Genomic DNA, 19,134 nt, shown 5'->3' with positions numbered 1-19,134 from the left:
GGAAACCTGCAAGAGATCTCACTGCGCGGAACGACCGGGGCTCGTCACTTCACTGAGCGGATCCAGCGGGAAACCCGCACAAGCACGGGGAAGGGACACCGGTGGTGGATCACGCTCGGCCGTGCACAGTGTGGCGCACTATTGCAAGCATGTGCTTGCAATAGTTAGCGGAGTGCGGCAGGGTAGAGGCATGGCATCACTCAACGTCGGCAATCTCGGTGACTATCTGCGGGAGCAGCGGCGCAACGCGCAGTTGTCGCTGCGGCAGCTCGCCGATGCCGCCGGGGTGTCCAATCCGTATCTGAGCCAGATCGAGCGCGGGCTGCGCAAGCCGAGCGCGGAGGTGTTGCAGCAGGTCGCCAAGGCGCTGCGGATCTCCGCCGAGACGCTGTACGTGCGCGCCGGCATCCTCGACGCCGAGCGGGACCGCGACGACGTGGAGACACGGGCCGTCATCCTCGCCGATCTCGCCCTGACCGAGCGCCAGAAGCAGGTGCTGCTCCAGATCTACGAGTCCTTCCGCAAGGAGAACGGGTTTGTGGGTCCCGAGGACGGTGAGACGACGGGGAGTGCCGGTGCTGCCGGTGCTGCTCAGGGAGCCGAGGTTGTGGAAGCGGTCGCGGAGGCTTCGAACGCTACGGATGGTTCCGGGGGTGGTGCCGGGATACGGCGGGGGCGCCAGGGCGGTGGCGGTGCGTCCGCCGAGCGCCGGCCTCCCTCCACCAGTAAGGGCGGTACGCCCGCCAAGAGCCGCCCCCGTACGGCAGGCGGCACTGACACCGATCCGCAGCAGACGGCCGGCTGAGCCGGACCAGGGCACCGGCCGCCGCCGCGGATCACACAGACCCTCAGCCGATAAACGAATCCGGGAGGACCCTCACCATGGCCATCACCGACGACCTGCGCAAGTCCCTCAGCAACCCGACCCCCCTCTACTTCGCCGCCGGCACCGCCGACCTCGCTCTGCAGCAGGCCAAGAAGGTGCCGGGGCTGGTGGAGCAGATCCGCGCCGAGGCTCCCTCGCGCATCGAGGCCGTGCGTCACACCGACCCGAAGGCCGTCCAGGAGAAGGCGACCATCAGGGTCAAGGAGACGCAGGAGAGCGTCCAGGCCAAGGTCGGCGAGTTCTTCGGCTCGCTCGACACCGACCTCAAGAAGTTCGGCGAGACCGCTCAGGACCTCGCCCTGCGTGGCGTCGGCGTCGCCGCCGAGTACGCCGTCAAGGCCCGTGAGACGTACGAGAAGGTCGCCGAGCACGGCGAGCAGGCCGTGAAGACCTGGCGCGGTGAGGCCGCCGAGGGCATCGAGGACTTCGCCGTCGCCGTCGAGCCGAAGGCCGAGCCCAAGCCGAAGCTCGAGGTCGTCGAGGCTGTCGAGGTCAAGGAGGACGAGGCGAGCAAGGACGGCAAGGCCGCCTCGACCGCCTTCGCCTCCGACGAGGAGAAGAAGTCCGCCGCCAAGAAGGCTTCGATGCGCAAGGCCACGCCCAAGAAGACGACGCCGCCCGCCAACTAGCCGCGAGCACAGCGGCAGCGGTGAGCAGTGGGTGGAACTGAACGGGCCGGGCACTCTTGGGGTGTCCGGCCCGTTCTACGGATAGCCGGCCGGCGGTTGCGGGTACGGTGACCGCGTAAGGACGAGCCGAGTCGGGTGGTGGACGTTGTGCTGATGCAGGGCTTCGCTGGGTTCATGTGGCTGCTGAGCATGGCCCTGATCGTTTTCAGCGGCTTCGCGTTGATCGACGCGGCCATCCGCCGTGAGGACGCCTATCGCGCGGCGGACAAGAAGACCAAGCCGTTCTGGCTGATCATCCTCGGGCTCGCCTTCGTGGTGAACCTGATCTTCGACATCATGTCGTTCCTGCCGATCATCGGGCTGATCGCGACCATCGTCTACATGGTCGACGTCCGTCCCGCCCTGCGCGGTCTCTCCGGCGGCGGGCGCAGCCACCGGGGCTCCAGCAGCGACGGCCCCTACGGCCCGTACAACGGCGGACGGTGAGCCGGACGGTAAAGGCACCGGCTCGGACAGGTCCTACGGCTGGGGTACCCGGTCCAGGAGGAGTACCGCCACGTCGTCGGTCAGCTCGCCGCCGTTGAGGTTGCGGACCTCGTTGACCGCCGCCCGGAGCAGTTCCTTGCCGCGCAGGCCGTCGGTGAGCTGACGGCGGACCATGCTGACCATGCCGTCCTGGCCGAGCCGTTCTCCGCTGTCGCCGACACGGCCCTCTATCAGGCCGTCGGTGTAGAGCATCAGGCTCCACTCGGCGCCCAGTTCCACCTGGGTACGCGGCCAACGGGCGCTGGGCAGCAGTCCGAGCGCGGGGCCGTTGTCGTCGTACGGCAGCAGCTGTGCGGGGTGTCCCGGGCGGGCGAGCAGCGGTGACGGATGGCCGGCCAGGCACAGGCCCGCCTCCCGGCCGTCGGGGGAGATGTCCACCGCGCAGAGGGTCGCGAAGATCTCGTCGTCCGCGCGCTCGTGTTCCAGCACCTGCTGCAGGGTGCCCAGCAGCTCGTCCCCGGACAGGCCCGCCAGCGTCAGCGCCCGCCAGGCGATCCGCAGCTCCACGCCGAGGGCGGCCTCGTCCGGGCCGTGGCCGCAGACGTCGCCGATCATGGCGTGCACGGTGCCGTCCGGAGTGCGGACGACGTCGTAGAAGTCACCGCCGAGCAGGGCGCGCGAGCGGCCCGGACGGTAGCGGGCGGCGAAGCGGAGCGGGGAGCCGTCCAGGAGCGGCGTCGGCAGCAGTCCGCGTTCCAGCCGGCGGTTCTCCCGGGCGTGCAGTCTGCCCTCGGCGAGCCGGCGCTCGGCCGAGTCGGACCGCTTCCGCTCCACCGCGTACCGGATCGCCCTGCTCAGCAGCCTGCTGTCCAGCTCGTCGCGGAAGAGATAGTCCTGGGCGCCCACGCGCACCGCCTCGGCGCCCCGCTCGGCGTCGCCGGACGCGGTCAGCGCGAGGACGGCGTGCCGGGGCGCGAGCTCCAGCACGTGCTTGAGCACGGCGAGCTCGTCGTCGCCCTCATCGCCGCCGCTCTCGCCACTACCGCCGCCACCGCTGCTTCCGCCACTGCTGTTCGCGCCGTTTGCCGCCCGGCTGCCGGGTGCGGGCAGGGCGAGGTCCAGGAGGATGCAGTGGACGTCGTCGGTCAGCAGCCGCGCGGCCTCGGTGAGGTTGCGGGCGGTGCGGACGCGGACCGGCTTGCCGCTCCGGTCGAGCAGGTCGGGCACGATCGGCGAGCCTGCCGGGTCGTCCTCGATCAGCAACAGGGTGAGGTGGGTGGGGGCGGTCGAGGTCGCCTCGGCGCTGTCCGGCGTGATCCTGGTCCTGGCCTTCCCCGTGCGGTTCGCGGTGTGTTCCGCCGTGTGCGGGACCTTTGCCCCTGCCTCCGGGGCGCCCTCGGTGGGGCCGCCGTTCATGGATGCGGTGTGCGCCTGACCGCTTTCCGCGGCCGGGAACGTTCTCTGCCGCGGTACGGGTGCGGGCATTGTTCCGGGTTCCTTCCCTCCCCCCGAGGGCGTGGCGGGGGCGTGGGCTCTCGGCCCGTCCCGTACTCACCGACTTTGTGCGAGCAGGGGCGTCCCTTTCCAGCGGGGACGATAGCGGGTGTCGGCGCCGCAGCGGAATGGTGTGGAGCACGCCGTTCGGCCATCAGCCAGTGTCATATGCCGCGTTATGGGCAGCAGTTGGACAGGCTCGGAGATGCAGCCGGAATGACGAACGTCACGTCCGCGGGGGTTCGGCGGTGCCAATTGCGTGGATTGGGTCACATGATGCAGGTCACGGGCGGATCGAACGGGGCGGGTTGAGCGGAGTGGGAGGGTGCGAGACCCGGGTCACTCAGTCCGCGGCCGTGTCTGTGTCCGCCGCTGCGTTCGGGCGCGCCTTGGCGTCCTCGGTCGTGTGCGATGCCGCGTCCGCTTTTCCGCTCCCGCTCCCGTTTCTGTTTCCGCTCTCGTTCTTGCTCCCGCCTCCGTTGTCGCTTCCGCTTCCGCCGGCGGTCCCACCCGGGCGTACCACCCCGAGGATCGGCATCGAACCGGCACCGGCGGTCGTCACCGTCCGACCCGGGCGCGGGGCGTGCACCATGGAGCCGTCGCCGATGTACATGCCGACGTGGCTGGCGTCGTCCCAGTAGATGATGAGGTCGCCCGGCCGCATGTCCTTGACGGCGACGCGCGGCAGCTGTCTCCACTGTTCCTGCGAGGTGCGCGGGATGGCCTGCCCGGCCGATATCCACGCCTGTGAGGTCAGCCCCGAGCAGTCGTACGCCTTCGGGCCCTCGGCGCCCCACATGTACGGCTTGCCGATCTGAGCGGTGGCGTACGCGACGGCCTCCCCGCCCTGCTCGGTCGCCTCGGCCGCGGTGCCTTCGAGGGCGCCGGAGTTCAGCCAGGCGGCCTGGGCCTTCTGGGCGGCCTGCCGCTCCAGTTCGGCCAGGCGCTCCTTCTCCTCCTGCTCCAGCTCGGACTCGATCTTCTCGGCCGCCGCGATCCTCTTCTCGATCTTCCTCTGCGCCTTGGCCTTGGCCCTGCGGCCCGTCTCCAGTTTCCGCCACTGGGCTTCGGCGTCCTCCGCGTGCTGCTCCAAGTCCTCCTGGGCGCGCCTCAAGTCACCGAGCAGGCCCTTGGCCGCGTGCTGGCCCTGACGTATCCGGCCCGCGCCGACGAGGAAGTCCTGAGGGGTGTCGCTCAGCATCAGATGGGCCTCGGGCGGCAGCCCGCCGCCGCGGTACTGGGAGGCGGCCGCGGCGCCCACGCGGTCCTTCAGGTCGTCCAGCTTCTTCTGGCCCTTGACGATCTTCCCGGTCAGCTTGACGATCTCAGCGGACTGCTGCTTCGTCTTCTCCTCGACGGCGTTGTACTCCTCGGTGGCGACGGCCGCCGCGCGGTAGAACTTCTCGAGCTTCTTGCGTACGGCTTCGAGATCCTTGGACGGCGCGATCTCGGGGTCCGTGCCGGGATTCGCGCCGGCGCTCGCGGTCGCGCTCGGGGAAGGTGGGGGGGTGGGGGCCGCGAACGCCGTGCCGGGTGCCGCCAGCACGGTGATCGCGCAGACCACGGTCACCGCCGTCGCCGTCAGAGTGCGCCTGCCCGCCTTCATGACCCCGCCCCCAAACTGATTAACCGGTCAGTAACATCCTGCCGTTCGGGGGATGTTGCCACGCCGACCTGTGAAGTGACCAGAGGTGACACTTCCCGTCTCCCCCTCCTCGTCATGACGATCGCCCCGTCGATGTGACGAACGACTCACGGGGATCGTTCCTGACGCCGGTCCGGGTGTCGGAGTGCCGGAGTGCCGACTCGCCCTCGAAGTGCCGAATTGCCCCCCGCGTGCCGACTCACCCCCGGGGCGCCAGGGCCTCCCACCGCACCGTGACTTCACCCTGCCGCCACCGCGCCGGGCCGTCCGTCACCGGCCAGTCGGCCGCGAGATCCCGCACCGTACGGATCCAGCGCTGGCGGGCGCCGTACGAGGCGTAGGGCGCCGCCGCCGCCCAGGCGCGGTCGAAGTCGCGCAGGAAGGCGTGCACCGGCTCGCCGGGGACATTGCGGTGGATGAGGGCCTTCGGCAGGCGTTCCGCCAGGTCCGAGGGGCGCTCCAGGGAGCCGAGGCGGGTCGCGAACGTGACCGTGCGCGGCCCTTCGGGGCCGAGGGCGACCCATACGTGCCGTCGTCCGATCTCGTCGCAGGTCCCCTCGACCAGCAGCCCTCCGCGCGAGCCCCGTCCGGGGGCGGCCGGTGCGAGCCGCGCGCACAGCCGCTGCCATACGGCGGCGACCTCGGCCTCGTCGTACTGGCGCAGGACGTTCGCCGCGCGGACCAGCGCCGGCCGGCCGGGGAGCGGGATCTCGAAGCCGCCGTGCCGGAAGGACAGCCCCTCGTGCTCGTACGGGCGGGCCGCCGTGACCCGGGCCGGTTCGATCTCGACGCCCACCACCCGCGCGCGCGGAGCCACGGTGCGGAGGCGGTGCAGCAGCTCGACCGCCGTCCAGGGGGCGGCGCCGTAGCCGAGGTCGACGGCGACGGGGTGGTCGGCGCGGCGCAGTTCGGCGCCGTGCGTGGCCGCGATCCAGCGGTCCATGCGGCGCAGACGGTTCGGGTTGGTCGTCCCGCGCGTCACCGCGCCCACGATGGGGGTCCCCCCGCTCGAGCGGAGTCGAGAGTGGGGGAGAAGCCGAGAGTGGGGGAGGGAGGCGGCGCGGGCGGTCATGCGTACGAGGGTATGCGGGCCCCCGGAACGGGTCCGCATCAGCCGGTGCCGTGCCTCCCGTGCCTCTCGCGCACCCCGCGCACCCCGCTCGTTTCGCGCACCCCGCGCTCGAACGGTTGAGCGACACCCGGTAATGATTCGGCAAAGACCCGATCCGGGGAGGCCGCCCGGAAATGGGAACGCCTTCCTCCGGTGTTGGGGAACTGGAGGGCGCACCGTATGCCCCCCGAAAGTCATGCCCGCAGCGAGGAGGACCGGCACGTGAGCCAGTACATCGCCAGGCTCGGGTGGCGCTCCCCCGCCGCGCCCCCGCGGCTGCGTCTGCACCGCAGGCCCCGCCGTGTGGCGATGCTCTCCGTGCACACCTCCCCGCTCCACCAGCCGGGAACCGGCGACGCCGGCGGCATGAACGTCTACATCGTGGAGCTCGCCCAGCGCCTCGCCGCGATCAACATCGAGGTCGAGATCTTCACGCGCGCGACCGCCGCCGCCCTCCCGCCCACCGTCGACCTGGCGCCCGGTGTCCTCGTCCGGCACGTCGACGCAGGCCCTTACGAGGGCCTCGCCAAGGAGGAGCTGCCGGCCCAGCTGTGCGCCTTCACGCACGGTGTGATGCAGGCGTGGGCCGATCACCGGCCCGGGTACTACGACCTGGTCCACTCCCACTACTGGCTCTCCGGCCACGTCGGCTGGCTCGCCGCCCAGCGCTGGGGCGTCCCCCTGGTGCACGCCATGCACACCATGGCCAAGGTCAAGAACGCCAACCTCGCCGATGGCGACACCCCCGAACCGGCGGCCCGCGTCATCGGCGAGACCCAGATCGTCGCCGCCGCGGACCGGCTGATCGCCAACACCGCCGAGGAGGCGGACGAGCTCGTACGACACTACGAGGCCGAGCGGGACAAGGTCGCCGTCGTCCATCCCGGCGTCAACCTGTCCCGCTTCCGCCCCGCCGACGGAAGGGCCGCCGCGCGCGCCCGCCTCGGCCTGCCCCAGGACGCCCTGATCCCGCTCTTCGCGGGCCGCATACAGCCCCTCAAGGCTCCGGACGTGCTGCTCCGCGCGGTCGCCGTCCTGCTCGGCGAGCGTCCCGAGCTGCGCTCGAGGATCTGCGTCCCCGTGGTCGGCGGTCCCAGCGGCAGCGGCCTCGCCAAGCCCGAGGGGCTGCAGAAGCTCGCCGCCCGCCTGGGCATCGCCGACGTCGTACGGTTCTGTCCCCCGGTCGGGCAGGAGCAGCTCGCGGACTGGTTCCGGGCCGCCTCCGTCCTCGTCATGCCGTCCTACAGCGAGTCCTTCGGGCTGGTCGCCATAGAGGCGCAGGCGGCCGGTACTCCGGTGCTCGCGGCCTCGGTCGGCGGACTGCCGGTGGCCGTACGGGACGGGGACACCGGTTTCCTCGTCCAGGGCCACGACCCGCGCGCGTACGCGCGCGTGCTGCGCGATTTCGCCGACGCACCGCACCTCGTCGACCGGATGGGCGAGGCCGCCGCCCGGCACGCCCGGTTCTTCGGCTGGGACAGGGCGGCCGCCGCCACGGCCGACGTCTACACGGCCGCGACGCAGGCGCACCGCCCTCACGTACGCTCCCACCATGGCTGACAGGGCGGCGGAAGCGGAACAGCGGGCGGCACAGGTCGTCGAGGGTGTGCTGAAGGACGCCGAGCTCGACTGGGAGAGCCCCGCCCCCGGCACGTACGTCGTGAAGCTGCCCGGCACCCGGAAACTGTCCACGACCGTCTCCCTCCTCGTCGGCCGTCACTCGCTCTCCCTCAACGCCTTCGTCGTCCGCCACCCCGACGAGAACGAGGCCGCCGTCCACCGCTGGCTCCTCGAGCGCAACCTCAAGCTGTACGGCGTGGGTTACGCCGTGGACCCGCTCGGCGACATCTACGTCACCGGCCGCTTCCCGCTGGCCGCCGTCACCCCCGACGAGGTCGACCGGCTGCTCGGCCAGGTCCTGGAGGCGGCCGACGGAAGTTTCAACACCCTCCTGGAGCTCGGGTTCGCCACCGCGATCCGCAAGGAGCACGCCTGGCGGGTGTCGCGCGGAGAGTCGACCAGGAACCTGGACGCGTTCACCCGCCTGTTGCAGCGCCCTTCGGGAGAGTGACGACGGCGCAGGTGACCGTCGGCGGCGACGCGGCCTACGGGCCGTCGGCCCGGTAGCGACCGGGCGTGACCGGTGAGGACCCGCGAGAACTCGGGGGAACCCGTGGGAGGCTGCCCCCATGCCGCCCGGCCCACCGCCCCGCCGCCGCCCGGTCCTCTTCCTGGACGTGGACGGCCCGCTCATCCCGTTCGGGGCACCCGGGTCCGGGGCGTTGGCCCGGGGCCCGCTCCCCGAGGGGGCAACCCGTTGCTGGACCGGCTCGACCCCACGGTGGGTCCCCGGCTGCTGGCCCTGGGCTGCGACCTCGTATGGGCCACGACCTGGCTCGACGACGCGAACGACACCGTGGCTCCCCGCATCGGCCTGCCGACGCTGCCGGTGGTGCCGTGGCCGGACGAACCCCTCACCACCGGCGCCCTCACCACCGGCGCCCCGCGGGGCCTGCACTGGAAGACGCGCCCCCTGTGCGAGTGGGCCGGCCACCGCCCGTTCGTCTGGCTGGACGACGAGATCGGCCCGATGGACGAGCAGTGGATCGCGGCGGCCCACCCGGCCCCGGCCCTCCCGCACCGGGTGGACCCGGCGAGGGGCCTGACGGAGGAGGACTTCGCGGTGGTGGGGGAGTGGCTGCGGCGGGGACAGACCCTGAACCGGTGACCCACTGCTTCAGGGCCCAGGTCATGGGGTGACCGGTAGGGCGAGGGCGGCCGCAGACACGTGGTCTGCGGCCGCCCGGGGGCCTGCCTGTGCGGTGATTCCGGTCGGTCAGTCGCGGCCGAAGATCTTCTTGCTGGAGCCGAGGCGCAGGAAGACGGTCTCGCCGGAGGCGTCGTCCAGGGCGTCGTTGTCGGTCACGGCGTAGACGCGGCCGTCGCCGCCGACGGTCAGCCCCTCGAGCTTCTCCTGGGTCCAGCCGTTCGTGGTCCTCAGGTCGGGCAGTACGTCGTGGGCGAGCTTCTTGCGCAGGACGGGCAGCTTGTCCGACGGCGCGGCCGATGCCGGCAGGTCGACGGTGTAGACGCGCTTGACCTTCGCGGCGGGACCGTTCAGCTTGTCCCGCTCGATGACGGCGAGCCTGTCGCCGACCACGGTGATCTCGGAGAGGCCGATCCAGTCGCCGGGAGTGGTGGTGCTGCCGATGCGGTAGCCGTACCAGCTCCAGGTGCCGACCGCGACGTCGTACCGGCCGAGGCGGACGATCCCGGACGGGTCGCCCGCGACCTCGCGCTGCAGCGCGGCCCAGACGATCTCGCGGCCGCGGCGGTCGGTGGTGGCGGTGACGCCCTCGAAGCCCTGGCCGCCGAGACCCGAGGCGACGTCCGCCGGCAGGGCGACGACCTGCCGGGTGACACCGGAACGGTCCAGCCGGACCAGCTTGTTGCCGGCGCCGGTCTTGCCCTCCACGGCGAGCCAGTAGCCGCCCTGCGGCCGCGCGAAGATGCCCTCGGCGTCGTAGCCGACGGGCTGCCCCTCGGCATCCTTGACGGTCAGCTCACGGGTGATCAGCGCCGGCTGCCCCTTGGACCGCTGCTTCGTGTCGACGGTCAGGACGCGGGTGGGCGTGTACGCCGCGTCGGTCACGCTGACCAGCTGGTCCCGCTTGCCGGGCACGGCGGACAGCGCGCCCAGGGCGCCCCAGCCGATCGGTGCGCCGGTGGAGTCCGACGCCGAGACGATGCTCGGGAACGCCGGGGTGCCCTTGCCCAGGCGGAACAGGCTCACCGAGGCCCGGACGCCGGCCGAGGCGTCGTCCACCTCGCTGGAGACCGCGAGCAGACCGCGCTCGGGGATCGGCAGCAGGCCCTCGGGGCCGTTGGTGGCGGGCAGTATCTGACGGAAGACGGGGGCGGTCGGCCGGCTGATGTCGTAGACGGCGACGAAGTTGCTCCGCTCCGAGCCGACGAAGGCGTAGCGCACGCCGTCGTACTCGGCGACGGCCAGGCCCTCGGGCTCGGTGCCCTTCTTCCCGGCCCGGCCCTCGTTGTGCAGCCCGTGGCGCACGGCGAGCCGTTCGAAGGTGTTGCCCGCGTCCCAGGCCACCTTGCCGGTGCGGCTGTCGAAGACGGTCCAGCCGCGGGAACCGCCGCGCCAGTCGCCCTCGTTGGCGGTCGCGAAGTAGCGGTCGTCGATCCAGTTCAGCGCGTCGGGCTCGCGCGGTACGTCGGTGATCGAGCCGGTCAGGTCGATCGTGCCGTCCTTGACCGTGTCGATGCCGTCGACCGACACCGTGCCGGCGCTGAACGCCTTGGTGACCTTGCCCGTCGGCACGTCCACCAGGACGATGCCGTTGTTCTCCTGCAGGGTCACCGCGAGCTGGTTGCGGCCGTTGAGGGAGACGTACTCCGGCTCCGGGTCGGTCGGCTCGGTGATCCCGGCCGCGACGAGCTCGGGCAGGGCCCTGCCGTCCTTCTGGGTCAGCGGCACGGACCGGACCCGCCACTTCGCCAGCGAGGTGCCCTTCAGGTCGACGATCTGCACGAAACCGGCGGGGAGCTGGGGCAGGTCGCCCTCCTTGCCGCCGGTCGGCGTCGCCTCCTCGTCGCGCTCGTTCTCGATCGCGATGGCGGCGTACCGCTGGTCCTTGCTGATCGCGATGGAGTCGGGCTGCCCGCCGAGGTCGTGGCTCGCCACCCGCTTGCGGTCGCGCAGCGAGATGACGTCGAGCCGGCCGGACGGGTCGGTGAAGGAGGCGCTGGTGTTCACCACCACCAGCACGTACTGGCCCACCACGGACACCGAGGTCGGCTCGTCCTCGGCGTCGCCGAGCTCGGACAGGGACAGCGTGCCGAGTCCGCGCGGGCGGTCGGCACGGCTGATGTCGAGGAAGCCGATCCGCTTGCCCGCGGCGTCGGTGTAGACGAGCGTGCGGCCGTCCTCGCTGGTCGCCGAGATCTCGGCGACGGTCTCGGCGGCGGGGTCCTCACCGGCCGGCCGGTTCTGGAAGACCGGGAAGGTGGCGGTCCGCTCGAAGGCCACCGCCCGGTGACGCTCCTGAGCCTTGTGGTCCGCAGCCTTGTGGTCCGCGCTCGCCACGCCCGTGCCGGCCAGGGCGGTGGCGGCGACGACACATGCCGCGAGAGCGGCGGTGGTTCTCTTGGAGGGCATTTTCGCTCTGTTGCAGTCCGGCTTCGTCGCCGGATCGTCGCACCCGTGTGCCCGCGCTGACGGACGCCTGGATGAACAACGGACAAAGATCGCCTACATCGCCGGCGGCCGACGGAGACAGGCTCTATAGGCCCGTTCAACTCCCTTACGCATCACCTCTGTTCACCCTCCGGGCCGGTGAATGGGTTGATGGCCGGGCGGGTGGGCGCTGCCGTTCGGTCAGTCGGTCCGACGCAGTGTGCCCGGGGGGCGGTGCGGCCAGGAAGCGGTGGAAGGGGCGAGGCACGGTGCCGGTGATCCCCTCGACCGTGGCCGTCGTCCGGTCCTCGGTGGATCCGCAACCCACCCGCAGGGTGCGGGCCCAGCCCTGCGTCGGTAGTGCCACCGACCAGGAGCACAGCCCTTCAGGGCCACGTGAGTTCGATACGGTCATGTCGTACGGCGTAGGCCGCTGGACCGCCCTTCTCCACGGCTCGATGCATCGCATCACGGTGTGCGATGAGCCGTTCGACCATCTCGGCGCTGCGAAGCTGCTGGTTGTCGAGGTGGAACAGCACCGCCTCGCGCTCCAGGACGGGCCGGATCCCCAGGCACGGGTCTTGATCCGCCCGTCCTTCGAACGGGATGCGGGGGCGGCGGGGCCGCGTACAGTCCTCCCCATGCCCGAGGTGCAGTTGCTCCGTCCGGACCATGCCTCCGCGCTACTCGCCTTCGAGTGGGAGAACCGCGCCTATTTCGCCGCGTCCGTCCCTGACCGGGGCGATGACTACTTCGCCCGGTTCGACGAGCGGCACCGCGCCCTGCTTGCCGAGCAACAGGCCGGGAACTGCTACTTCCACGTCTTGGTCGGCGCCGCGGGCGAGGTGCTGGGGCGGGTCAACCTGGTGGACGTGGCGGACGGCGGTGCCGAACTCGGGTACCGGATCGCGGAGCAGGCCGCGGGCCGAGGGCTGGCCGCCTCGGCCGTGCGGGAGGTGTGCGGCCTCGCCGTCAGCAGGTACGGGCTGACCGTCCTGCGGGCCGCGACCGACCTCGACAACGCGGCGTCGCGGGCCGTGCTGGCCCGTGCTGGATTCATCGTTACCGGCGAAACGGTGGCCTCTGGTCGGCCGGGCCTGACGTACGCCCGTAGCCTTGAGGACTTCTCCAGCCTTGAGGACTTCTCCGCCCCGGGAGTCGATGCCGATCGCTCCTGCTCGTCCTGGCGGCGTGATGCGAACAGCGGAAAGAAGCCGTGAGTGATCCACTGCCATCCGGTGGGGCAAGACGGTCCGGGCGGAGTGCGAGGGTCGAAGTGCCGACCGACGGGCCGTGAGCCGACAGCATCCGTATCCGCGTTCGTACCGACGTACAACCATTGGGCATCCGTCCGTGTCCAGGATTGCAGGTCAGGTGCTCACGGGCACCGCACGGACAACGGAGAACCATGCGCGCCTCACGCACCATCCTCGCCACCGCCACGGCACTCGCGGCAGCGGTCTGCACCTCCCTCCTCGTCGCCCCGGCGGCGGTCGCGGCCCCTGCCAAGTTCGCCGACGACTTCAACGGCGACGGCTACCGCGACTTCGTCATGCTCGGCGGGACGCACGGCAAGGACGGCAGGGTCACCGTCGTCTACGGCACGTCGACCGGCCCCGGCACGCGCGTCCAGACCATTCATCAGGACTCGCCCGGCATACCCGGTGCGGTGGAGTCGGGTGACGACTGGGGGTTCGCCGCGACCAGCGCCGACCTCGACCGCGACGGCTACGCGGACCTGGTCGTCGCCTCACCGGGCGAGAAGGTCGGCAAGATCCAGATGCGCGGAGGCCTGACCGTCGTCTGGGGCGGGTCGAAGGGGCTCGGCGCCGGCACCGTCTTCCACTCGCCCATCGCGCCGGAGTACGAGAACTCGGGCGATCAGTTCGGCCTGGACGTCGTCGCGGGCGACTTCGACGGCGACGGCGACCAGGACCTCGTCGCGATCAGCAACAGCCAGGCCGGCGCGGTCCTGCTCAAGGGCCCCTTCACCCGCAGCGGCGGGAAGAGCGGCTGGCAGTCCCTCGGCAAGAGCTACGGCTACCTGCACGCGTCCCAGCTGACGGCGGGCCGGGTCACCGCCGACGGCGCCACCGACCTGTACATCCTCGGCAGCGATCTCCAGAGCGATGACGACGGCGTGGACCTGCGGGCCTACTTCCACCGCGGCGGCGCCGACTTCACCCGGAGCGCGAGCGAGACCCGCGTACCGGACGACGGCGGCCACCAGCTGGGCGGCGGCCCCGTCACCGCCATCGGCGACTTCGACAAGGACGGCTACGGCGACCTCGCCATCGGGCGCGGCTACGAGCAGCCGGACGGCGAGAAGGGCTACGTCACGGTCCACTACGGCGGCTCCTCCGGTCCGAACACCGCCCGCAAGCCGGTGAAGTTCACGCAGAACACGGCGGGCGTGCCCGGCTCCTCGGAGAAGGGGGACTACTTTGGTGCTGCCGTCGTCGCCGGCGACGTCAACGGCGACGGCTACGCGGACCTCGCCGTCGGCGCCCCCGGGGAGGATCATGCGGGCAAGCGCCAGGGCGGCACGGTCACGGTCCTGCTCGGCCGCAAGGGCGGCCTGTCCGGCACCGGAGCCAAGGCGTACCACCAGAACACGTCCGGTGTCGGGGGAGCCGTCGAGAACGACGACTACTTCGGTCAGAACCTGAAGCTCACCGACTACACCCGCGACGGCCGCGCCGACCTGGTCGTCGACACGAACGACCAGCTGGACAACACCCGCTGGGGCCTGGTCCACCTGCTGAAGGGCTCGAAGTCCGGCATCACCGGCACCGGTTCGAAGTCGTTCACGGTGAAATCGCTCAAGCTGACGTACAAGACGCTCGGCGGCCCCTTCCCCCACTGACACCGGGCGGACGAGCAGGAGCCCCCTGCCGACGGAAGAAACCGCAGAGAGGGGGCTTACGGCCCCACGTGGATTGCCCTCCCCCGCGAAGGCGCGCAGGCACTGGACGCCGAACTTCGTGCCCTGCGCGCACTCGTCCTTCGCCTGGAAAGTCCCCGCCCCGCTCCCGGCCCACCCGGCACATGAACACCGCTTCAGGGGTCCGAACCGGGCGCCGTGTCCGGTGGGGCGGGGCAGCTCCGGCTCCTATACGGGGTCGGGCGGCCGCTCCGAGATCCGGATTTTCTTCGGCTTCACTCCGACTCGCGCGGCCTTGCTGCTCCTCGGCGGTGACAAGGCCGGAAACCGGGGGCGCTGGTACCGCGACAACATCCCTCTGGCCGAGCGGCTCTACCACGAGTACACCAGCGGCGAGGATGAGGGAGTAGTCCTGCCCAAGAGGCTGCGCAGGACTGGGAGGTTCTGGAGCAGGAGCCGCACGATGCGTTGGCTTGGCCGGCGGGAGGAATCAGTTCCGGCCGCTGCCGTCCACGATGACCGGGGTGCCGTTGCCCGAGCCGCAGGGCACGGCGTAGACCGGGTTCTCCTTGGCCGCTTCCCTGTACGCGTCGATGCACTGGTTCATCAGAACCTTGTCGGTCAGAGAGTCGTTGAGGATCTTGTTGGCGCGGGCGATGCCCTCGGCTTCGATCTTGCGGCGCTTGGACTCCTCTTCCGCCGTGCGGGTTGCCTCGACGGCCCGCTCAGTGGCCTCCTTTTGCTGGATCTTGCGGTCGATCTGCTTCTGGAGGGCGTCCGAAGGCTTGACGTTGCGCAGGTTCACGGCGGTGATGTCGATACCGCGGGGCGCGAGTCGTTCCTTGATCAACTCACCGATCTCCGCGTTGATCTTCTCCCGGGCCGAGGCGTAGCCCTGCTCGCTGGTGTAGCGGGCGAAGACGTTCCGGACGATCTCCCGGCTGTCCGGGTAGACCAGCCGCTGCTGAATGGCCTCCTCGTTCCCTGCCAGCCGGTACAGCTCCCCCGCCTTGGCCGGTGTGACCGCCCACTTCACGGTCGCCTCCACGTACATCACACCCCCCTGGGAGGACCGCACCTCGACGACGTCCTTGTCGGAGAGGTTGAGGTCGACCGGACGGGTCGAGAAGGGCGTGACATCGGTGAACGGCGTCTTCAGATGCATCCCGGACGTCATCGGCGCACCCACTCTGCCGAACGTCACCGGCACGCCGACCTCGTAGGCGCTGACGACGTACACCGTGCTGGCGATGGCACAGAGCACGCTGCCGAGCAGTGCGGCGCCGGCACCCAGCCGAAGCCGGAGCGAGTTTCGGGCACGGGCGACGAAGTACATCACCACGGCGGCGAGAACGAGCAGGCATGACAGTACGAGCACGGTGACCCCCCTGAGAGACCCTGAGCGGCACCCCCCGGCACCGCTCGCCAGTGGAGGATATGGCATCCGAAGTGCGGGGAGACCAGCGGGCGTTCGCAAGCGGCGTCACTGCCACGGCGCCATCCTGCGTGCTGTTGTCCAGCACCTGCGTCGGCATCCTTCCCGACCACATCGTCGACCTGGGGCTGAGCGACATTGACCGGGTTGGCGATGTCAGGCGGCTTCGACAACGTGACTCTTGTTCTCGAAGCCGGCGCGCCATACGCCAGAAGGCCACGGCGAAGCCCTGCGCCGCACTGACATCCGCACTGCACGGTCACGCAACTCGAGCGAGTATTTCCTGGGGGCAGCCATGACCGATGTTCCTCTCATGAGTCCCATCTGACTTGCTGTCACCTCTCCCCGCATCTCGGGGGAACCTCGGCGAGCGGGTTCACCTGAAGACGGGCCGGCTGATGTCGTACACGGCCTGCGAGGTGGCCGGCGGGGGCGCGTACGTCGCGGACACCGACGAGCTGGCCGAGCTCGCGTGGGTTACCCACGCAGAGATCCCGCGGTACGTCCCGTATGGGTTGTTCGAGCCGGTGCAGCAGCACCTCGATGTGGTCCTGCACCGCTGACGAAGGTCACCGCAGGCGCCGGAGGAGCCTGCGAGTCGTTGTGGCGCCTGCTGGCTCCCAGGCCGGCGGCGGCTGGGCAGGTGGTCTGGCTTGAGCGGGGCCGGCCGACCGGACGACAGGGGTGCGGCCGGTGGCGGGGATGACTCCCAATCACCGGCCACCGGTTCCTGTATGGGTGCCTTGCCTGTGTGCTCAGTCCTCGTGCGGGCGGAGCCTGTCAGCCCCGCAGCGACGATGCCGCCCAACCGGTCGTACTCGAGAAGGTCCTCGTGGGTCATGAAGGTGACGAGGGCTTCATGGTGCCGGACGACGTACTTGTGCAGGAGCTCGGCCAGTTCGCGCGCGGCTGCAGCTGCTTCGGCTCCGGCTGCGGGGCTGTGGACATAGACGCGAGCGGCCTGGAGCGGGGCGGAGACAGGAGCGCGGGCCCGGCCGGGGGCCGGGCCGCGCGGTGAGCGGAGCGAGCCGCCTTGAACCAGTAGAGAAAGTTGTAACTCAGTCTCCGCATCCGGCACCGTCGTTCAGTCGGCGATGTCGACCCCGTATCCACGTGCGAGGGCGTCGAGGCCGTGGTCGTAGCCCTGGCCGACGGCGCGTAGGCGCCAGACCGGACCCCTGCGGTAGATCTCCGCGAGCAGCATGGTGCGTTCGGTGGTGGCGGCGTCCAGGGTGGCCCGGGCGAGAGGCGCCCCGCTGCTGCCGGGGGCCGCACCGATCTGGATCGCGCCGACCGTTCCGAAGGCGGCGGCGCCGTCGATGGCGGCAGCGACGATGATCTTCCGCGTCGCGGGCGGCAGGGACGCCAGGTCGAGGGCCATGGTCTGTTCGGCAGGGCCTCCGGTCAGCAGGCGCGCTGTCCCGGTGGGGCTCTCCGGGGCTCCGTAGAAGATGAAGTCCTCGTCGAAGGTGACCTGTTCGTCCTCGTCGAGGAGGAAGGCGACGACGTCGATCTCGCAGTCGGACTGCGGGGCCCAACCGGCGGTGACGTACCACTCCGGCGCGGGTCCGCTGTGCGGCATGGGCAGGTCGATGACGCCGCCCCTTGGCATCACGTGCGGCTCCTGAAGCCGGAGAGCCCTCGTGTTCTGGTCCGTTGCGGTCGGAGAGGTGAGCCAGTGCAGGTCGTGCACCGGGAGTCCAAGGGCGGTGATGCGCCTCATGCGCCGGTCGCCCTCCCCTTCCGGCAGGAGCACGACGTCGGTGACGCCGGCGGACAGGTTGATCGCCGCGGACCCGCCCAGCTCGACGACGCGGGTACGAGCTGCCACGGCATCGGCATGGACACCACCGAGCACCAACACCCGGCGTCCCGCCAGGGGCTTGTCCAAGGTGCCGGCGGAAGGCTTCGGTGGACGCGGAGCGGGGACTGACACACCGGGGGAGGCCGTGGGGAGGGCCGCTGCTTCCGGGGCGGGCGCGGCAGAGGTTGTGGTGGGCACCGGCTCCAGGGGCCTGATCCGTTCTGCTTCCGGCTCAGCCACCGGGGCACCCCTGACGGCCGTCGCCTCATGCGCTGTTCCCGGCCGTACGTCGGCCAGCAGCCGCAGGAAGGTCTGCTCGTCGATGACCGGCACGCCTTCGGCGAGTGCACGTCGGGCTTTTGCCGAATCGGACGCCGGTTCGTTGGTGACCAGCACGCTGGTGTGCCGGCTGACGGAGGTCATCAGGTTCAGCCCGGCGGCGACCGCGCGCCCGACCAGCTCCGCCCGGGCGTGGGCGGTCTCACCGGTGATCGCGACCTTCATCCCCTGCCGGAGCGGTCCGCCGGGAGTCGGACGTCCCGGATTGCGGTAGGCACAGGGGGCCTTCGGCGGCTTCGGCGTGAACTGGGAATCTGCCCGCGGTGGGCAGGTCACCAGCGGCAGGGGCAGATCGAGCCGAGCTGCTTCGCGCAGTGACGCCCGCAGGATCCCGGCAAGCACCCGGGTGTCGTCCAGCGCATCGTGAGCGCGCTGCTGGGGGACGCCGTAGTGGGAGGCGAGGGTGCCGAGCTTCAGGTCGTCCGTAGGCGGATCCACCTGACGGTTCAGGGCCAGGGTGCACAGCCGCTGCGACACCGGCAGCCACATCCGCGCACGGGCGAACTCGTAGGCCAGGAAGTCATAGTCGAACTGGGCGTTGTGGGCTACCAGGATCCGGTCCTGGAGCATCGCTCCGATCCGCCCGGCGACCTGGTCGAAGGTCGGTGCACCCTGCAGCCGCTCGACGGTGAGCCCGTGCACCTCCACTGGGCCCGGATCGCACCCAGGATCGAGCAGTGTCGAGAACTCCCCGGTCTGTTCGCCGTCCGGACCGATCGTGATGACCGCAACGGACAGTACCCGGTCCCGCCGGGCCATGAGCCCCGAGGTCTCCACATCGATCAGGGCCCAGTCGTAGGCGTAGTCGCCCATGGCGGGCATGTCGAAGGAGGGGGAGAGGAGACTCATGGTGCCAAGGATGAGCCGATATGCGGTCTTCCTTCAAGCCGCATGGCGATCTGCCTTCGTCTGGAAGGCTGTGACGAGGTGGTCATGTCACGTCGACTGCAGAACCGGCGGGTGTCGCGAGTGCCGTCAGTGCTTCAGCGCCAGTTCTTGGAATGGGTCTACCGGCTGATCCGCAAGCTGCTTATCGCTCCCCTTGGGCCGGTGTGACGGGACCGCCGTGAGCGAGTGAATTGCGCACGGCCCGCATACGATCGAGGGCGCGCGACCAGCGGTCATCGAGCTCTCGTACTAGGCGCGCGTGCTCTCCTCTCCTACTAAGAAGTCATCTCATTTGGTGAGTCTGCGGTAGCAGATCAGGGTGCAGGCGATGCTGGTGAA

The 19,134-nt window shown here is 70.7% G+C and carries 14 protein-coding genes and 2 pseudogenes; 10 read left to right on the top strand and 6 right to left on the bottom strand.

Annotated elements, in window-relative coordinates; genetic code table 11:
* Positions 1-190: 190 nt before the first annotated feature.
* From ACFPZI_RS30990 to ACFPZI_RS30980, 3 genes are all read left to right on the top strand, one after another.
* The gene (locus ACFPZI_RS30990; RefSeq protein ID WP_381370070.1) at positions 191-805 is read left to right on the top strand and encodes a helix-turn-helix domain-containing protein; all 615 of its coding nucleotides are present in this window, start codon (positions 191-193) and stop codon (positions 803-805) included.
* 77 nt (positions 806-882) lie between these two features.
* Positions 883-1,515 carry a hypothetical protein gene (locus tag ACFPZI_RS30985; RefSeq protein ID WP_381370067.1) on the top strand — a complete coding sequence of 211 codons (633 nt, stop codon included), beginning with the start codon at positions 883-885 and terminating at the stop codon, positions 1,513-1,515.
* Positions 1,516-1,668: 153 nt separating this feature from the next.
* Complete coding sequence (locus tag ACFPZI_RS30980) at positions 1,669-2,001, top strand: DUF2516 family protein (RefSeq protein WP_381370272.1); 333 nt, start codon at positions 1,669-1,671, stop codon at positions 1,999-2,001.
* Positions 2,002-2,034: 33 nt separating this feature from the next.
* Here the strand turns inward: ACFPZI_RS30980 and ACFPZI_RS30975 are convergent, their stop codons facing one another.
* From ACFPZI_RS30975 to ACFPZI_RS30965, 3 genes are all read right to left on the bottom strand, one after another.
* Positions 2,035-3,486, bottom strand: coding sequence for a PP2C family protein-serine/threonine phosphatase (locus ACFPZI_RS30975; RefSeq protein WP_381370064.1), 1,452 nt, complete (start codon positions 3,484-3,486; stop codon positions 2,035-2,037).
* 352 nt (positions 3,487-3,838) lie between these two features.
* The gene (locus tag ACFPZI_RS30970; protein WP_381370061.1) at positions 3,839-5,101 is read right to left on the bottom strand and encodes a C40 family peptidase; all 1,263 of its coding nucleotides are present in this window, start codon (positions 5,099-5,101) and stop codon (positions 3,839-3,841) included.
* 238 nt (positions 5,102-5,339) lie between these two features.
* Positions 5,340-6,131: a class I SAM-dependent methyltransferase gene (locus ACFPZI_RS30965; protein WP_381370058.1), complete on the bottom strand. Its 792-nt coding sequence runs from the start codon at positions 6,129-6,131 to the stop codon at positions 5,340-5,342.
* 342 nt (positions 6,132-6,473) lie between these two features.
* Here ACFPZI_RS30965 and mshA point away from each other — a divergent pair, with 342 nt between their 5' ends.
* The 3 genes and pseudogenes from mshA to ACFPZI_RS30950 all read left to right on the top strand — a co-directional run bounded on the left by mshA (position 6,474) and on the right by ACFPZI_RS30950 (position 8,979).
* Complete coding sequence (mshA, locus tag ACFPZI_RS30960) at positions 6,474-7,811, top strand: D-inositol-3-phosphate glycosyltransferase (protein WP_381370056.1); 1,338 nt, start codon at positions 6,474-6,476, stop codon at positions 7,809-7,811.
* Positions 7,804-8,322: a type III secretion system chaperone family protein gene (locus ACFPZI_RS30955; RefSeq protein WP_381370053.1), complete on the top strand. Its 519-nt coding sequence runs from the start codon at positions 7,804-7,806 to the stop codon at positions 8,320-8,322. Before mshA ends, ACFPZI_RS30955 begins: the two co-directional genes overlap by 8 nt.
* A gap of 118 nt (positions 8,323-8,440) precedes the next feature.
* Positions 8,441-8,979 (top strand): annotated as a pseudogene (locus ACFPZI_RS30950) (HAD domain-containing protein).
* A 108-nt stretch (positions 8,980-9,087) separates the two neighbouring features.
* Here ACFPZI_RS30950 and ACFPZI_RS30945 read toward each other — a convergent pair.
* Positions 9,088-11,427, bottom strand: a complete 2,340-nt coding sequence (locus ACFPZI_RS30945) for an esterase-like activity of phytase family protein (RefSeq protein ID WP_381370050.1) — start codon at positions 11,425-11,427, stop codon at positions 9,088-9,090.
* A gap of 659 nt (positions 11,428-12,086) precedes the next feature.
* Here ACFPZI_RS30945 and ACFPZI_RS30940 point away from each other — a divergent pair.
* The gene (locus tag ACFPZI_RS30940) at positions 12,087-12,665 is read left to right on the top strand and encodes a GNAT family N-acetyltransferase (protein ID WP_381370269.1); all 579 of its coding nucleotides are present in this window, start codon (positions 12,087-12,089) and stop codon (positions 12,663-12,665) included.
* Positions 12,666-12,853: 188 nt separating this feature from the next.
* Entirely contained in the window at positions 12,854-14,311 is a 1,458-nt protein-coding gene (locus ACFPZI_RS30935) for an FG-GAP and VCBS repeat-containing protein (protein WP_381370047.1), read from the top strand.
* A 508-nt stretch (positions 14,312-14,819) separates the two neighbouring features.
* Here ACFPZI_RS30935 and ACFPZI_RS30930 read toward each other — a convergent pair.
* A complete protein-coding gene (locus tag ACFPZI_RS30930; protein WP_381370044.1) occupies positions 14,820-15,707 on the bottom strand; it encodes a prohibitin family protein in 888 nt (295 codons plus the stop codon).
* Positions 15,708-16,126: 419 nt separating this feature from the next.
* On the opposite strand from ACFPZI_RS30930, the pseudogene ACFPZI_RS30925 reads away from it, so the two are divergent.
* Positions 16,127-16,327, top strand: a pseudogene (locus ACFPZI_RS30925) (NUDIX hydrolase); the annotation flags it as partial.
* A gap of 269 nt (positions 16,328-16,596) precedes the next feature.
* Positions 16,597-16,782, top strand: coding sequence for a hypothetical protein (locus tag ACFPZI_RS30920; protein ID WP_381370041.1), 186 nt, complete (start codon positions 16,597-16,599; stop codon positions 16,780-16,782).
* 66 nt (positions 16,783-16,848) lie between these two features.
* Here the strand turns inward: ACFPZI_RS30920 and ACFPZI_RS30915 are convergent, their stop codons facing one another.
* Entirely contained in the window at positions 16,849-18,756 is a 1,908-nt protein-coding gene (locus ACFPZI_RS30915; RefSeq protein ID WP_381370038.1) for a TerD family protein, read from the bottom strand.
* Positions 18,757-19,134: the final 378 nt, after the last annotated feature.

It is taken from the genome of Streptomyces chlorus (genome assembly GCF_042655885.1).
Lineage (GTDB): Bacteria > Actinomycetota > Actinomycetes > Streptomycetales > Streptomycetaceae > Streptomyces > Streptomyces chlorus.
The sequence above is the reverse complement of the archived record's forward strand: the minus strand, read 5'-3'. Positions and strand labels throughout refer to the sequence as shown.

Bases quoted from the DNA above. Each gene is read 5' to 3' on its own strand.
- ACFPZI_RS30990 (WP_381370070.1), top strand. From the start codon at position 191: ATGGCATCACTCAACGTCGGCAATCTCGGTGACTATCTGCGGGAGCAG.
- ACFPZI_RS30985 (WP_381370067.1), top strand. From the start codon at position 883: ATGGCCATCACCGACGACCTGCGCAAGTCCCTCAGCAACCCGACCCCC.
- ACFPZI_RS30980 (WP_381370272.1), top strand. From the start codon at position 1,669: ATGCAGGGCTTCGCTGGGTTCATGTGGCTGCTGAGCATGGCCCTGATC.
- ACFPZI_RS30975 (WP_381370064.1), bottom strand. From the start codon at position 3,486: ATGCCCGCACCCGTACCGCGGCAGAGAACGTTCCCGGCCGCGGAAAGC.
- ACFPZI_RS30970 (WP_381370061.1), bottom strand. From the start codon at position 5,101: ATGAAGGCGGGCAGGCGCACTCTGACGGCGACGGCGGTGACCGTGGTC.
- ACFPZI_RS30955 (WP_381370053.1), top strand. From the start codon at position 7,804: ATGGCTGACAGGGCGGCGGAAGCGGAACAGCGGGCGGCACAGGTCGTC.
- ACFPZI_RS30945 (WP_381370050.1), bottom strand. From the start codon at position 11,427: ATGCCCTCCAAGAGAACCACCGCCGCTCTCGCGGCATGTGTCGTCGCC.
- ACFPZI_RS30940 (WP_381370269.1), top strand. From the start codon at position 12,087: ATGCCCGAGGTGCAGTTGCTCCGTCCGGACCATGCCTCCGCGCTACTC.
- ACFPZI_RS30935 (WP_381370047.1), top strand. From the start codon at position 12,854: ATGCGCGCCTCACGCACCATCCTCGCCACCGCCACGGCACTCGCGGCA.
- ACFPZI_RS30915 (WP_381370038.1), bottom strand. From the start codon at position 18,756: ATGAGTCTCCTCTCCCCCTCCTTCGACATGCCCGCCATGGGCGACTAC.